General features: G+C 68.8%; 12 protein-coding genes and 2 tRNA genes. 8 read left to right on the top strand and 6 right to left on the bottom strand.

The annotated features are described in order from the left end of the window. Positions 1-45: 45 nt before the first annotated feature. Complete coding sequence (hisB, locus tag PVT71_RS08365) at positions 46-633, bottom strand: imidazoleglycerol-phosphate dehydratase HisB (protein WP_353471337.1); 588 nt, start codon at positions 631-633, stop codon at positions 46-48. A gap of 144 nt (positions 634-777) precedes the next feature. Here hisB and PVT71_RS08370 point away from each other — a divergent pair, with 144 nt between their 5' ends. Beyond that, on the top strand, positions 778-1017 hold the full coding sequence (locus tag PVT71_RS08370; RefSeq protein ID WP_353471338.1) for an Lrp/AsnC ligand binding domain-containing protein: 240 nt from the start codon (positions 778-780) through the stop codon (positions 1015-1017). 186 nt (positions 1018-1203) lie between these two features. On the opposite strand, the gene PVT71_RS08375 is transcribed toward PVT71_RS08370, so the two are convergent. Beyond that, positions 1204-1278, bottom strand: a tRNA-Gly gene (locus tag PVT71_RS08375). Positions 1279-1349: 71 nt separating this feature from the next. Continuing rightward, positions 1350-1424: transfer RNA gene (locus PVT71_RS08380), tRNA-Gly, on the bottom strand. A gap of 197 nt (positions 1425-1621) precedes the next feature. On the opposite strand from PVT71_RS08380, the gene PVT71_RS08385 reads away from it, so the two are divergent. Then, positions 1622-2134 carry a DUF4405 domain-containing protein gene (locus PVT71_RS08385; RefSeq protein WP_353471339.1) on the top strand — a complete coding sequence of 171 codons (513 nt, stop codon included), beginning with the start codon at positions 1622-1624 and terminating at the stop codon, positions 2132-2134. Positions 2135-2269: 135 nt separating this feature from the next. Here the strand turns inward: PVT71_RS08385 and PVT71_RS08390 are convergent, their stop codons facing one another. Next, on the bottom strand, positions 2270-4732 hold the full coding sequence (locus PVT71_RS08390) for a UvrD-helicase domain-containing protein (protein ID WP_353471340.1): 2463 nt from the start codon (positions 4730-4732) through the stop codon (positions 2270-2272). 221 nt (positions 4733-4953) lie between these two features. On the opposite strand from PVT71_RS08390, the gene PVT71_RS08395 reads away from it, so the two are divergent. The 4 genes from PVT71_RS08395 (at position 4954) to PVT71_RS08410 (ending at position 11278) form a co-directional block, all read left to right on the top strand. Then, positions 4954-8397, top strand: a complete 3444-nt coding sequence (locus PVT71_RS08395; RefSeq protein ID WP_353471341.1) for a pyruvate carboxylase — start codon at positions 4954-4956, stop codon at positions 8395-8397. A 275-nt stretch (positions 8398-8672) separates the two neighbouring features. Further along, positions 8673-10211: an AAA family ATPase gene (locus PVT71_RS08400; protein WP_353471342.1), complete on the top strand. Its 1539-nt coding sequence runs from the start codon at positions 8673-8675 to the stop codon at positions 10209-10211. A gap of 134 nt (positions 10212-10345) precedes the next feature. Continuing rightward, entirely contained in the window at positions 10346-10792 is a 447-nt protein-coding gene (locus PVT71_RS08405) for a MaoC family dehydratase (protein ID WP_353471343.1), read from the top strand. A gap of 69 nt (positions 10793-10861) precedes the next feature. Continuing rightward, positions 10862-11278: a PaaI family thioesterase gene (locus PVT71_RS08410; protein WP_353471344.1), complete on the top strand. Its 417-nt coding sequence runs from the start codon at positions 10862-10864 to the stop codon at positions 11276-11278. Between the two features lie 4 nt (positions 11279-11282). Here the strand turns inward: PVT71_RS08410 and PVT71_RS08415 are convergent, their stop codons facing one another. Beyond that, a complete protein-coding gene (locus PVT71_RS08415) occupies positions 11283-11930 on the bottom strand; it encodes a CatB-related O-acetyltransferase (RefSeq protein WP_353471345.1) in 648 nt (215 codons plus the stop codon). Between the two features lie 128 nt (positions 11931-12058). Next, entirely contained in the window at positions 12059-12661 is a 603-nt protein-coding gene (locus tag PVT71_RS08420) for a flavin reductase family protein (protein ID WP_353471346.1), read from the bottom strand. An 82-nt stretch (positions 12662-12743) separates the two neighbouring features. Between PVT71_RS08420 and PVT71_RS08425 the strand changes: the two genes are divergently transcribed. Then, positions 12744-13229 carry an N-acetyltransferase gene (locus PVT71_RS08425; RefSeq protein WP_353473858.1) on the top strand — a complete coding sequence of 162 codons (486 nt, stop codon included), beginning with the start codon at positions 12744-12746 and terminating at the stop codon, positions 13227-13229. A 49-nt stretch (positions 13230-13278) separates the two neighbouring features. After that, positions 13279-14043, top strand: a complete 765-nt coding sequence (locus PVT71_RS08430) for an EcsC family protein (protein ID WP_353471347.1) — start codon at positions 13279-13281, stop codon at positions 14041-14043. The last annotated feature ends 86 nt before the right edge of the window (positions 14044-14129 follow it).

Here is a 14129-nt window from a genome sequence, read left to right on the forward strand (position 1 = left end):
CGGGGAGCGCGAGGGGCAGCGCCCCTCGCCGCGCGCCGGCAAACGTCAGAGCGCACCCTTGGTCGAGGGGATCGCGTCCCCCTTGCGCGGGTCGGGCTCGACCGCCTCGCGCAGGGCGCGGGCCACGGCCTTGAACGCCGCCTCGACGATATGGTGCGAATTCACCCCGTCCAGCATCTCGATGTGCAGCGTGATGCCGCCATGGGTCGCCAGCGCCTGGAAGAACTCGCGCACAAGCTCGGTGTCGAAGCTGCCGATCTTCTCGGTGGGCAGCGCCACCTTCCAGACGAGGAAGGGCCGGGCCGAGAGGTCGAGCGCGGCGCGCACCAGCGCGTCGTCCATCGGCAAGAGGCACGAGCCGTAGCGGCGGATGCCGCGCTTGTCGCCGAGCGCCTTGGCCAGCGCCTGGCCGATCGCGATGCCGGTGTCCTCGACGGTGTGGTGGTCGTCGATGTGCAGGTCGCCCTCGGCGCGCACCACCATGTCGATCAGCGAATGGCGTGCAAGCTGGTCCAGCATGTGGTCGAAGAACCCCACGCCGGTCTTCATGTCGTAGCTGCCCGTGCCGTCGAGATCGAGGCTGACCTCGATCTTCGTCTCGGCGGTACTGCGGCTCACCTCGGCCTTGCGCATGGACCATACTCCTCGATGTCTCGCAGGGGCTTATAGGGCGGGGCAGGGCGCAGGCCAAGCCCCGCGCGTGCCGGGCGTCGGGGCGTGCTTGCGGCGGCAGGGCCGGTGTGACAGCTTGCCCGCATATCAATGAAAGGCCCGCCCATGACCACCTGCGTCTTCGTCCAGATCCGCTGCAAGCCCGGCACCACCTACGAGGTCGCCGACCAGATCGCCCTGCGCGAGATCCATTCCGAGCTCTACTCGACGTCGGGCGAATGGGACCTGCTGCTCAAGCTCTACATCCCCGAGGGCGCCGACGTGGGGCATTTCATCAACGAGAACCTGCTCACGGTGCCGGGAATCGAGCGCACGCTGACCACGCTGACCTTCAAGGCGTTCTGAGACGACGGGGCCGGGGCGGCCGGGTGCCGCCCAGCATCCATGCGCTGCGCGCGACGGCAGAAGGGGCAGGCGGCAGAAGGGGCAGAGGCCGGCGAAGGTGAAGCGCCGGAAACGCGAAAGGCCCGTCGCAAGGACAGGCCGCGTGATCAGCGATCCGGGAAATTCTTCTTCGAGGAAAGTGGTGAATGGAGCGGGCGAGGCGATTCGAACGCCCGACCCTTACCTTGGCAAGGTAATGCTCTACCCCTGAGCTACGCCCGCAAACCATTCATCATGTGGGTCTTTCGACCCGTCCGGCCTTTCACCGGCCCGGCTTGCGCCGGAGGTCCAACTGGAGCGGGCGAGGCGATTCGAACGCCCGACCCTTACCTTGGCAAGGTAATGCTCTACCCCTGAGCTACGCCCGCTTCCTTGTTGGTGTGGGCGATTTAGAATTTCCCGCGGACCTCCGCAAGGGGAAAAACGACCTTTTTTCCGGAAATTTCTTCGAGGGCGAAAAAAACCCAATAAGACGCGACGGAAACCTCGGCCCCGCGCGTGAGGTCTTCGGAGCCGCGGGGGAGGACGCGGCGCCGGGACAGTCACTCACGGAGCCAGCCGAGCCATGAAACCGCTTCTCAACCGCTACGCCACGCCCTTCATCACCGGACTTTTCCTCGTTTCGCTGATTTCGGGAATCGCCCTTTTCTTCCACTGGAACTCCGGATGGTTCCACGGGATGCACGAATGGCTCAGCATGGTGCTGATTCTGCCCTTCGCGCTGCACCTGTGGAAGAACTGGCGGTCGATGACCACCTACCTGCGCAAGCCGGCCTTCGCGCTGGCGATGGCCGCCTCGCTGGTCATGGCGGCCGCCTTCGTGCTGCCGGGCCTCTCGGCCCAGCAGGGCGAGCGCCGCGGCGGCCCGCCGCAATTCGCCGCCGCGCAGATTCTCCTGAACGGCAGCGTGGCCGAGGTGGCGGCGCTGCTCGATGCGCCGGCGGACCAGCTTGCGGACGGGCTCGTGGCGGCGGGATTCGCCGTCGGCAGCACGGAGGAGAGCCTCTCGGCCGTCGCCGAAGCCTCTGGCCACAGCGACACCGAGCTGCTCGCGGCCCTGGTCTCCGCGGCACGCTGAGGACCGCCTCCGGCGGGCGTATGTTGAAAGAGAAGAAGCCCGGAGCGTTCGGCCACGGGCTTCTGTCGTGATCGGGTATCCCGTCGCAGGCGCGCGCAGCGGCGCTGGGGCGGAGTCCCATCCTCAGCCTGCGGGTCAGAACGGCACGTCGCCCGCCGAATCCGCCGCGGCGACGAATCGCGCCACCACCTTCTTCACCCCGGCCTTCTCGAAATCGATCTCGAGCTTGTCGCCCTCGATGCCGATGATCGCGCCGTAGCCGAACTTCTGGTGGAAGACCCGCTCGCCCATCTCGAAGGCCGAGACCGCCTGCAGGTCGATCACCGTGTTGCGGCTCTCGCGTGGCTGGCTGACCGGGCGCACGCTCGACGAGCGCTCCTGCAGCCGCTTCCAGCCGGGGGAGTTGTAGACATTCGCCTCGGCGGCGCGGGTTTCGAGCCCGGAGCCGCCGCCGTAACCGCCCCCGCCGAAGCCGCCGCTCATCCCCGCCGCGCCGTAGCCGCCGCCGTAAAGGCCGGGCGGGGTGAGAATCTCCACATGCGCCTCGGGCAGCTCGTCGATGAAGCGCGACGGCAGGGCGGATTGCCACTGCCCGAAGACCCGGCGGTTGGCAGCAAAGGAGATGGTGCAGAGCTCCTCGGCGCGGGTGATCCCCACGTAGGCGAGGCGCCGCTCTTCCTCGAGGCCCTTGAGGCCGCTCTCATCCATCGAGCGCTGCGAGGGGAAGAGCCCGTCCTCCCAGCCCGGCAGGAAGACCGCCGGGAACTCGAGCCCCTTGGCCGCGTGCAGCGTCATGATCGATACCTTGGCGCCGGTCTCCTCGGTCTCGTTGTCCATGATCAGCGCGACGTGCTCGAGGAAGCCCTGCAGGTTGTCGAAGCTCTCGAGCGCCTTCACCAGTTCCTTGAGGTTCTCGAGCCGGCCCGGCGAGTCGGGATTCTTGTCGGCCTGCCACATCTCGGTGTAGCCGCTCTCGTCGAGAATGGTCCCCGCCAGTTCCATGTGGCTGACCGCGCGGCTCAGCGGCTTGTCCTCGTCGATGAGCACGAGATCGTCGTCGTCCTGCTGCACCTCGGAGGGCAGGCCCATCTGCTGCCGCGCGACCTCGTGCCAGCGCTCGATCTGCTCGACGAAGGTGGCGAGCCTGGCCGCGCCCTTGCCGGTGATCTCCTTGTCGCGCAGCATCAGCCGCGCGCCGGCGAGCAGCGACACGCCATGTTCGCGCGCCTTCAGCTGGATCTTCTGCTGCGCCTTGTCGCCGAGCCCGCGCTTGGGGGTGTTGACGATGCGCTCGAAGGCGAGATCGTCCTCGGGCGAGACCACCAGCCGGAAATAGGCCATGGCGTCGCGAATCTCGAGCCGCTCGTAGAAGCGCGGGCCGCCGATCACGCGGTAGGGCAGGCCGATGGTCAGGAACCGGTCCTCGAAGGCGCGCATCTGGTGCGAGGCGCGCACGAGGATCGCCATGTCGTCGAGCGAGTAGGCGTGCATCCCGCGCGAGCCGCGCTGCGCCGCCTCGATCTCCTCGCCGATCCAGCGCGCCTCTTCCTCGCCGTCCCAGTGGCCGATCAGCCGCACCTTCTCGCCGCCGGGGGCGTCGGTCCAGAGCTCCTTTCCGAGCCGGTTCTCGTTGCCGCGGATCACCGAGGAGGCGGCGGCGAGGATATGCGCGGTCGAGCGGTAGTTCTGTTCCAGCCGCACCACGTGGGCGCCGGGGAAGTCCTTCTCGAAGCGCAGGATGTTGCCCACCTCGGCACCGCGCCAGCCGTAGATCGACTGGTCGTCGTCGCCGACGCAGCAGATGTTGGTGTGGCCCTGCGCCAGCAGCCGTAACCAGAGGTACTGGGCGACGTTGGTGTCCTGGTACTCGTCCACGAGGATGAAGCGGAACCAGCGCTGGTATTGCTGCAGCACGTCCGCATGCTGCTGGAAGATCGTCACCACGTGCAGCAGCAGGTCGCCGAAGTCGCAGGCATTCAGCTCGCGCAGGCGGGTCTGGTACTGGGCGTAGAGCTCGGTGCCGCGGTTGTTGAAGGCCGAGGCCTCCGACGCGGGCACCCGGTCGGGCGTCCAGGCGCGGTTCTTCCAGTTGTCGATGAGGCCCGAGAGCTGGCGGGCCGGCCAGCGCTTCTCGTCGATGTTGTTGGCAGCGATCACCTGCTTCAGCAGGCGGATCTGGTCGTCGGTGTCGAGGATGGTGAAGTTGGTCTTCAGCCCCACCAGCTCGGCGTGGCGGCGCAGCAGCTTGACGCAGATCGAGTGGAAGGTGCCCATCCAGGGCATGCCCTCAACCGCGTGGCCGAGCAGGCGCGCGACCCGTTCCTTCATCTCGCGCGCGGCCTTGTTGGTGAAGGTCACCGACAGGATCTCGTTCGGGCGCGCGCGGCCGGTCATCAGCAGGTGCGCGATGCGGGCGGTCAGCGCCTTGGTCTTGCCGGTGCCTGCCCCGGCGAGCATCAGCACGGGGCCGTCGAGCCGCTCGACCGCCTCGCGCTGCGCCGGGTTGAGATCGTCGAGATAGGGCGCGGGACGCGCCGCCATGGCCCGCGCCGACAGCGAGGCTCCCTCGAATGCATCCATGTCGTCGAAACTGCTCATGCCCCAAATCTAGCGTGCCATGCCGCGTTGCGAAAGGTGCGTTCTGTGTTTGTTCATCACTTTCCTCGGCGTCGGATCCCCGTGCCGGACGCGCCCTGCGCGGGGGCTTTTGCAAACTGCCGAAACTCTGGTGCTAACTTTGCATAGACACCTTGCGCTGCAACGCAGCATGGCGTTCACTCCACGTCAACCGGCCCGGCAGGCCTGTGACGGAGGAAAGAATGCCAGAGTTCCAGAAGATCCTCATCGCCAACCGTGGCGAGATCGCGATCCGCATCATGCGGGCGGCGAACGAGATGGGGAAGAAGACAGTTGCCGTCTTTGCCGAGGAGGACAAGCTGGGGCTGCACCGCTTCAAGGCCGACGAAGCCTATCGCATCGGCGAGGGGCTCGGGCCGGTGGCGGCGTACCTGTCGATCCCCGAGATCATCCGCGTCGCCAAGGAGTCCGGCGCCGACGCGATCCACCCGGGCTACGGGCTGCTGTCCGAGAATCCCGAGTTCGTCGACGCCTGCGACGCGGCGGGGATCACCTTCATCGGCCCGCGCGCCGAGACCATGCGCGCGCTCGGCGACAAGGCCTCTGCCCGCAAGGTGGCGGTCGCCGCCGGGGTGCCGGTGATCCCGGCGACCGAGGTTCTGGGCGACGACTGGGAGGCCATCGAGAAGGAGGCCGGGGAGATCGGCTACCCGCTGATGCTCAAGGCGAGCTGGGGTGGCGGCGGGCGCGGGATGCGCCCGATCAACGGCCCGAAGGAGCTCAAGGAGAAGGTGCTCGAGGGCCGGCGCGAGGCCGAGGCCGCCTTCGGCAACGGCGAGGGCTATCTGGAAAAGATGATCCTGCGCGCCCGCCACGTCGAGGTGCAGATCCTCGGCGACAAGATGGGCAACATCTACCACCTCTACGAGCGCGACTGCTCGGTGCAGCGCCGCAACCAGAAGGTCGTCGAGCGCGCCCCCGCGCCCTACCTTTCGGAGGCGCAGCGCGAGGAGATCTGCGAGCTCGGCCGCAAGATCTGCGCCCATGTGAGCTACGAATGCGCCGGCACCGTCGAGTTCCTGATGGATATGGACACGGGCAAGTTCTACTTCATCGAGGTCAACCCGCGCGTGCAGGTCGAGCACACCGTCACCGAGGAGGTGACCGGCATCGACATCGTGCAGGCGCAGATCATGATCGCCGAGGGCAAGAGCCTCGCCGAGGCCACCGGCAAGGCCAGCCAGTACGACATCCGGCTGACCGGCCACGCGCTGCAGACGCGGATCACCACCGAGGATCCGACCAACAACTTCATCCCCGACTATGGCCGGATCACCGCCTACCGCTCGGCCACCGGCATGGGCATCCGGCTTGACGGCGGCACCGCCTACGCCGGCGGGGTGATCACCCGCTACTACGACTCGCTGCTGGTGAAGGTGACCGCCAAGGCGCCGACCCCCGAGAAGGCCATCGCCCGCATGGACCGCGCCCTGCGCGAGTTCCGCATCCGCGGCGTGAGCACGAACATCGACTTCGTGATCAACCTGCTCAAGCACCCGACCTTCCTGACCAACCAGTACACCACCAAGTTCATCGACACGACGCCCGAGCTCTTCGACTTCAAGAAGCGCCGCGACCGCGGCACCAAGGTGCTGACCTACATCGCCGACATCACCGTCAACGGCCACCCCGAGGTGCAGGGCCGCCCGCGGCCCCATGCCGAGCTGAAGCCCGCCCGCGCGCCCCAGCTGCGCGCGGACCTGCCGCCGCCGGGCACCCGCACGCTGCTCGAGGAGAAGGGCGCGCAGGCGGTGGCCGACTGGATGGCGGCGCAGAAGCGGCTCCTGATCACCGACACCACCATGCGCGACGGCCACCAGTCGCTGCTCGCCACCCGCATGCGCTCGCTCGACATGATCAAGGTGGCGCCGGCCTATGCGGCGAACCTGCCCGGGCTCTTCTCGGTGGAATGCTGGGGCGGCGCGACCTTCGACGTGGCCTACCGCTTCCTGCAGGAATGCCCCTGGCAGCGCCTGCGCGACATCCGCGCCAAGATGCCCAACATCCTGACGCAGATGCTGCTGCGCGCCTCGAACGGCGTCGGCTACACCAACTACCCCGACAACGTGGTGCAGAGCTTCGTCGCCCGCGCGGCGGAGAGCGGCGTCGACATCTTCCGCGTCTTCGACTCGCTGAACTGGGTCGAGAACATGCGCGTCGCCATGGATGCCGTGATCGAGAGCGGCAAGATATGCGAGGGCACGATCTGCTACACCGGCGACATCCTCGATCCCGCCCGCGCCAAGTACGACCTCAAGTACTACGTCGCCATGGGCAAGCAGCTTCGCGACGCCGGCGCGCATATCCTCGGGCTGAAGGACATGGCCGGGCTTCTCAAACCCTCGGCCGCCGGGGCGCTGATCACCGCACTGAAGGAAGAGGTCGGCCTGCCGATCCACTTCCACACCCATGACACCTCCGGTGCCGCCATCGCCACCATCATGGAAGCCTCGCGCGCCGGGGTCGACGCGGTGGACGCGGCGATGGACGCGCTCTCGGGCAACACCTCGCAGCCCACCCTGGGCTCGATCGTCGAGGCGCTGCGCCACACCGACCGCGACACCGGGCTCGACGTCGACGTGATCCGCGAGGTCTCGAACTACTGGGAGGCGGTGCGCGGCCAGTACGCCGCCTTCGAGAGCGGCATGCAGGCGCCCGCCTCCGAGGTCTACCTGCACGAGATGCCGGGCGGGCAGTTCACCAACCTCAAGGCGCAGGCGCGCTCGCTGGGGCTGGAAGAGCGCTGGCACGAGGTCGCCAAGACCTATGCCGACGTCAACATGATGTTCGGCGACATCGTGAAGGTGACCCCGTCCTCCAAGGTCGTGGGCGACATGGCGCTGATGATGGTGAGCCAGGGCCTCAGCCGAGCGCAGGTCGAGGATCCGAAGACCGAGGTCAGCTTCCCCGACTCGGTCATCGACATGATGCGCGGCAACCTCGGCCAGCCGCCGGGCGGCTTCCCCGCAGGCATCCTCAGGAAGGTGCTGAAGGGCGAGACCCCGAACACCGAGCGCCCGGGCAAGCATCTGCCGCCCGCCGATTTCGCCAAGCTGCGCGCCGAGCTGCAGGCCAAGTTCCCGGATGTCGAGTTCGACGACGAGGACTTCAACGGCTACCTCATGTACCCCAAGGTCTTCACCGACTACGTGGCGCGGCACGAGGATTACGGCCCCGTGCGCACCCTGCCGACGCTGACCTACTTCTATGGCATGGAGCCCGGCGAGGAGCTCACCGCCGAAATCGACCCCGGCAAGACGCTGGAGATCCGCCTCATCACCGTCGGCGACACGCAGGATGACGGCGAGGTGCGGGTGTTCTTCGAGCTGAACGGCCAACCGCGCACCGTGCGCGTGCCCGACCGCAAGGCCAAGGCCGCAGGCGGCGCCAAGCCCAAGGCCGAGGTGGGCAACCCGGGCCACATCGGCGCGCCGATGCCGGGCGTGGTCGCCACCATCGCGGTGCAGGCGGGCGCCAAGGTCAAGGAGGGCGACCTGCTGCTCACCATCGAGGCGATGAAGATGGAGACCGGCCTGCACGCCGAGCGCGACGCCACCATCAAGGCGGTGCACGTGCTGCCGGGCGGGCAGATCGACGCCAAGGACCTGCTGATCGAGCTGGAGTGAACGGGAAGGGGCCGCCGCCCCGCCGCGGGGCGTGCGGCAGGTCATGAAAGAGGGGGCTCCGCCCCCGCCGCGCTGCGCGCGGCTCCTCCGGCGTATTTGAAGAAGAGAAGAAGGGGAGGGCGCGCGCCTTTGCCTTCTTCTCTTTGAAAAATACGCCCGCCGGAGGCGGTCCTGCCCGGGCCACGGGCGCGGCGCCCGAGGGAAAGTGCCGGGGACGCCGGGAAAAGCGCGGGCGCGTCTGGTGCGCGGCGCGCGGCTTTAGTAGGGTCGCCGGCATGACGGCACCCGCGATCAGTTTCTCCGAGGATCAGGCCGAAGCCTGGGACCGCGTGGCCGAGATGCTGCGCGGCGCCGGCGTCGATCTCGACGAGGGCACCACCGAGCCCGCGCGCGAGGGCCTTTCCAAGGTCATGGCGCTGATGGGCAAGGCCGGCTCGGGCAAGACGCTGTTGCTGGCCGAGCTCTGCAAGGCGCTGCAGGAGGCGGGCTGCGAGGTGGTCTCGGGCGATTTCGAGAGCCGCCGCAAGCGCGACAAGCGCACGCTGGCGATCCTCGCCCCGACCAACAAGGCCGCCTCGGTGCTGCGCATGCGCGGCGTTCCGGCGACCACGATCCACCGCATCCTCTACACGCCGGTCTACGATCCGGTCTACGAGCGCATCGCCGAATGGCTGATGGGCAACGAGGAGCGCCCGGTGATCGAGGCGCTGACCGACGAGGCGCTCGACCGGGCCCATGCGTCGTACCAAGGCCACAAGTCGGTGCCGGCGGCGCTGGCGGCGGCCGGGCTGCGCGGCAGCGATTTCATCACCGGCTGGAAGCGCCGCGAGGAACCGCTCGACATCGGTTTCGTCGACGAGGCCTCGATGCTCGACGACCGGCAGTTCGAGGACCTGAAAGAGATCTTCCCCAACCTGCTGCTCTTCGGCGACCCGGCGCAGCTGGCGCCGGTGAACCAGTCGGGCAAGATGGTCTTTGACGCGGTGCCCGAGGACCGCAAGATGGAGCTCTCGCGCATCCACCGGCAGGAGGCGTCGAGCCCGATCCTCGACCTTGCGCACGCGCTCGCCGACCCGGAGGTGGACTTCTACCGTTTCGAGCGGCTGGTCGAGGAGGCGGCGGCAAGGGACGACCGGGTGGTCTGGGGCCAGCGGGTCGAGGTCGACCTCATGGCGCGCTCGCCGGTGCTGGTCTGGCGCAACGCCACGCGCATCCGGCTGATCAACGCCTTCCGCGCGGTGCATGGCGCGCCCGAGACCGAGCTGCTGCCCGGCGAGCCGCTGATCTGTGACGGCATCGAGCTGCCGCTCAAGCACCGCAAGAAACGGCTCGACCTCGAGGCGCGTGGGCTCATCAAGGGCGCGCAGGTGGTCTATCTCGGGCCGGGCAAGAAACCCGGCTTCTCGCGGCTGCACGTCATCGGCGCGCCCGACCCGCAGGTCTCGGCCGCCTCGATCGTGAAGATCGAGAAGCCCGACGAGGAAGAGCCCTTCATCCCCTTCGCCGCGCGCATGGGGGCGACCTTCCTGCACGGGGCGGCGGTGACCATCCACAAGGCGCAGGGCTCGCAATGGGAAAACGTGCAGGTCTTCGCGCCCGATCTCTACACCGCGGCGCGCATGGGCCGGGTCGAGGCGGGCCAGCCGCTGTGGAAGCGCCTTGCCTATGTCGCGGTCACCCGCGCCTCGGACCGGCTCTACTGGGTGGTGCGCAACCGGCTGTCGCGCCCCTCGGGGCCGCTGCGGGTGGATGACCTCGGCGGCGGGCCGGTGCCGCTCGAGCTCGAGATGCAGGGCGAGGACGTGGAGGGCTGAGCCCCTGCCGGGCGGCGTGCTGCCCGGATTTTGTCTTGCCAGCGGCAGGGGCGATCCGCCACTCTGCCCCGGGATCCGGATCATCGCGGGAGACGGGATGCGGCGCGGAAGAGTTCGAAGCGGGGGAGCGGGCCATGCCGGCTGAGGCAATTCTGGAAATGGAGCCCAAGGTGTCGCGCTGGTTCACGCTCGACGCCGAGACCGTGGCACGCTTCGGGCAGGTGACCGGCGATCTCAAGTTCTTCCATTCCGACGAGGAGCGCGCGGCCGAATTCCTGTTCGGCGCGCCGGTGGCGCAGGGGTTCCTGACGCTCTCGCTGCTCTCGGCCATGTGCGCCGATGCCGTGCCGCCCTTTCCCGGGCAGATCGCCAACGTCAACTACGGCTTCGACCGGGTGCGTTTCGTCACGCCGGTGCCGGTGGGCTCGCGCGTGCGCGGGCATTTCACCGTCGGCGGGGTCGAGGAGGAGGACGAGCGGCTGACCGTGCACTGGGATGTCGAGGTCGAGATCGAGGGCCGGGGACGCGGCGAGCCGGCGCTTGTCGCGCAGTGGCTGACCTTTCTCGAGCTGCGCGACTGAGGTTCGGGCGCATGGCTTGACCCCGCCGCGTGCAGGGCCGAGAACGGGCGCGCAGAGCAGGAGAGGCCCATGGACAAGCAGAGCGCGGACACCCAGATCACCGAGGCCCCGTCGGGCTACCTGTCGCATCTCGGCATCGAGATGGTGGCATGGGGCGAGGGGTTCTCGCGGTTCGAGCTGGCCATCGCGCCCGAGCACCTGAACCGCCACGACAACCCGCATGGCGGGGTGCATGCCTCGATGATCGACACCGCCATGGGCTACGCGGGCTGCTGGACCGGCGACGCGGAGGACAGGCTCATGGCGCTGACGCTCTCGCTCAACGTGCAGTACCTGTCGCGGCCCAGGGGCACGCGGCTGATCGCCGAGGGAGTGAAGACCGGCGGCGGCAAGAGCACCTTCTTCGCCGAGGCGACGATCTCGGACGAGACCGGCGAGGTGATCGCCAAGGGCACCGGCGTCTTCCGCTACCGCCGCCGGGGCTGAGGCCTCAGGCCAACGCCTCGAGCGCCGCCACGTCGCCTGCTTCGAGCGCGGGGCGGGCGGCGGCGATGCGCTCGGGCGGCCAGTCCCACCACGCAAGGCGCAGCAGGCGGGCGATCTCGTCTTCCGTGAAGCGCAGTCGCGCAACCCGCGCGGGGTTGCCGGTGACCACGGCATAGGGCGGGATCTCGCCCCGCACCACCGTGCCCGCGCCGATGATCGCCCCCGAGCCGATCCGCGCCCCGGCCAGCACCAGCGCGCCGGTGCCGAGCCAGACGTCGTGGCCGATCTCGATGCCGCGCGGGTCGGGCTGGGCATCGTGCATGGCGTCGGGGTCGAAGGCGGTGAACGGGTAGGTGGTCAGCCCGGTCATCGCGTGGTTCGCCGAGCCGCCGATGAAGCGCACGCCGTGGGCGATCTGGCAGAACCTGCCGATCACCAGCCGGTCGCGCGAGAAGGGGAAGAGATAGGGGGCGAGCCGCGCGATCCAGCCGCCCGGCGGCGGCGGGTCGAAGTCCGAGGCATAGGTGTAGGCGCCGATCTCGGCCTGCGGATGGTCCGCGACCACGGCAAGGTGGACGGTGCCCGCGTGGGGCGTGCCATCCGGCAGGATGATGGGGTGAACGGCATCCGCCGGGGGAAGGGCAAAGGGCATGGGAGCCTCCTTTCGAAACGCGTGTGACTGGGTTTCAAAGGTGCTGGTCCATGGCGCCCTCCCTCGGTGGATGGCTCAATTATAGGGCAGGGCGCGCCGGGGCAAAGGCGGGCGGGCGGAAACCCGCCTCACTCGCCCGGGCGCTTGAGCGAGAAGACCTCGCGGATCACCGAGTAGTCGCGGTAGCCGAGCCGGGTGAGCGGCTGGAATTTCGTCACGTCGAACCGCCCGTCGACAAGGCAGTCGTCGCGCATGTGCACGCCGGTCACCTCGCCGAAGACCGCGAAATTGGCCTCGCCCTCGAGCCTGACGATCTGCGTCACCCGGCATTCCAGCGAGGCGGGGGCATTGGCGACGCGCGGGCAGTCGATGGTCTGGCACTGGGCCTTGTCGATGCCGGCCAGCGCGAACTCGTCCTCGCCCGCGGGCCAGGGGCCCGAGCTGAGGTTCATCACGTCGCGCGCCGCATATTCGACGATGTTGACGCAGAAGACGCCGCTCTCGCGGATCTGCGCCACGCTGTCCTTGGTGCCGTCGCGATCCTCCTTGGCCGAGGTCGAGGCGAACATCACCTGCGGCGGCACATAGGCCACGGCGTTGAAGAAGGAGTAGGGGGCGAGGTTGTCGCCAAGGCTGCCACGGGTCGAGATCCAGCCGATGGGGCGGGGCGTCACGATGGCGTTGAACGGGTTGTGCGGCAGTCCGTGGCCGTCTTCCGGGCGATAGAACATGCCAGTCCTCTCAGCTGTTTGCGCGTGTGTCGGACCCGTGATAGGGCGGATTCGTCCGAAACGCCACGGGGAGAGCCCGCCTCTGTACAGTCTGTCTCAGGAACGCCCGGACGATCTCTGGGAGGTCGAGGCCCTTTACGACCTGTGCTTCGCACCGGGTCGGACGCTGCTGTCGTCCTACCGCCTGCGCGACGGCGTGCCGCCGGTGGCCGAGCTGTGCCGCGTCGCCAAGGACGAGGCCGGCACGATCGGCGGGGCGATCCGCTACTGGCCGGTGCGCATTGGCCCTGCGCAGGCGCTGCTGCTGGGGCCGGTCGCGGTGCACCCGACGGCGCAGGGCGAGGGGCTGGGGGCCGCGCTGATCCGCGACACGCTGGAACGGGCACGGGCGCTGGAATGGGGCCGGGTGCTGCTGGTCGGCGACGAGCCCTATTACCGCCGCTTCGGGTTCACCAAGATCGAGGGGGTCACCATGCCCCCGCCGACCAACCCCGACCGGGTGCTGGCGCTCGAGCTGCGCCCCGGCGCCTGGGCCGGGGTGACCGGCGAGGTCATGCGCAAAGCTTGAAATCCGCCGTTGCGGGCCGATCTTCTATGGAAGACCGTAGGAGGCGCCCATGACCGCACCCGTCACCGGAACGCAGCTCGTTCCCCTCAGCATCGACGCGGAGATCGCCGCGCTTGCCCGCCGTCACCGCGCCGCGGGCGGGGTCGGGCTGCAGGTGCTCAACATCATCGGAGGCAAGGCCGAGAACCTGCTCGAGCGCCTGCCGGACAAGGTGAAGGAACGGCTCGAAGGCAGCACGGCCAAGGCGCTGGAGCTGGCGTTCAAGGCCGCGTCGGGCTCGCGCCGGGCGGTGCCCGACCAGAAGGGCTGGCTCAACACCGCGCTCGCCACCGCCATGGGCGCGGCGGGCGGGGCCGGGGGGCTGCCGACGGCGCTGGCCGAGCTGCCGGTGACGGTGACCGTGCTGCTGCGTGCGATCCAGGGCATCGCCGCGGAATACGGCTTTGACCCCGCGACGCCCGAGATCGGCCGCGAGTGCCTCAGCGTCTTCGCCTCGGCCGGGCCGCTGTCGCAGGACGACGGGGCGGAGCTCGGCTTTCTCGCCACGCGCGTCACGCTGACCGGGGCGACGGTGCACGGGCTGATCGGCAAGATCGCGCCGCGGCTCGCGACGGCGCTGGGGCAGAAACTGGCGGCGCAGACTGTGCCGATCCTCGGCGCGGCGGCGGGGGCGGCGACGAACTACGCCTACACCAGCTACTACCAGCAGATGGCGCACGTGCATTTCGGCCTGCTGCGCCTGTCGGAGCAGAGCGGCCGGCCGCGCGCCGAACTGGTCGCGGCGCTGCAGAAGAAGCTGGAACTTCGCGGTTAACCGCTTCGCAAGGTTAATGCCCTAGGACAGCCCCGGGGCGCGGTGAAACCCGCGCCGCCGCACCCGCGCAGAAGGCGCGGGTCGTG

The organism is Salipiger sp. H15 (assembly GCF_040409955.1).
GTDB lineage: Bacteria > Pseudomonadota > Alphaproteobacteria > Rhodobacterales > Rhodobacteraceae > Salipiger.

Bases quoted from the DNA above. Each gene is read 5' to 3' on its own strand.
- PVT71_RS08370 (WP_353471338.1), top strand. From the start codon at position 778: ATGACCACCTGCGTCTTCGTCCAGATCCGCTGCAAGCCCGGCACCACC.
- PVT71_RS08385 (WP_353471339.1), top strand. From the start codon at position 1,622: ATGAAACCGCTTCTCAACCGCTACGCCACGCCCTTCATCACCGGACTT.
- hisB (WP_353471337.1), bottom strand. From the start codon at position 633: ATGCGCAAGGCCGAGGTGAGCCGCAGTACCGCCGAGACGAAGATCGAG.
- PVT71_RS08420 (WP_353471346.1), bottom strand. From the start codon at position 12,661: ATGTTCTATCGCCCGGAAGACGGCCACGGACTGCCGCACAACCCGTTC.
- PVT71_RS08430 (WP_353471347.1), top strand. From the start codon at position 13,279: ATGACCGCACCCGTCACCGGAACGCAGCTCGTTCCCCTCAGCATCGAC.
- PVT71_RS08400 (WP_353471342.1), top strand. From the start codon at position 8,673: ATGACGGCACCCGCGATCAGTTTCTCCGAGGATCAGGCCGAAGCCTGG.
- PVT71_RS08405 (WP_353471343.1), top strand. From the start codon at position 10,346: ATGCCGGCTGAGGCAATTCTGGAAATGGAGCCCAAGGTGTCGCGCTGG.
- PVT71_RS08395 (WP_353471341.1), top strand. From the start codon at position 4,954: ATGCCAGAGTTCCAGAAGATCCTCATCGCCAACCGTGGCGAGATCGCG.
- PVT71_RS08415 (WP_353471345.1), bottom strand. From the start codon at position 11,930: ATGCCCTTTGCCCTTCCCCCGGCGGATGCCGTTCACCCCATCATCCTG.
- PVT71_RS08390 (WP_353471340.1), bottom strand. From the start codon at position 4,732: ATGAGCAGTTTCGACGACATGGATGCATTCGAGGGAGCCTCGCTGTCG.
- PVT71_RS08410 (WP_353471344.1), top strand. From the start codon at position 10,862: ATGGACAAGCAGAGCGCGGACACCCAGATCACCGAGGCCCCGTCGGGC.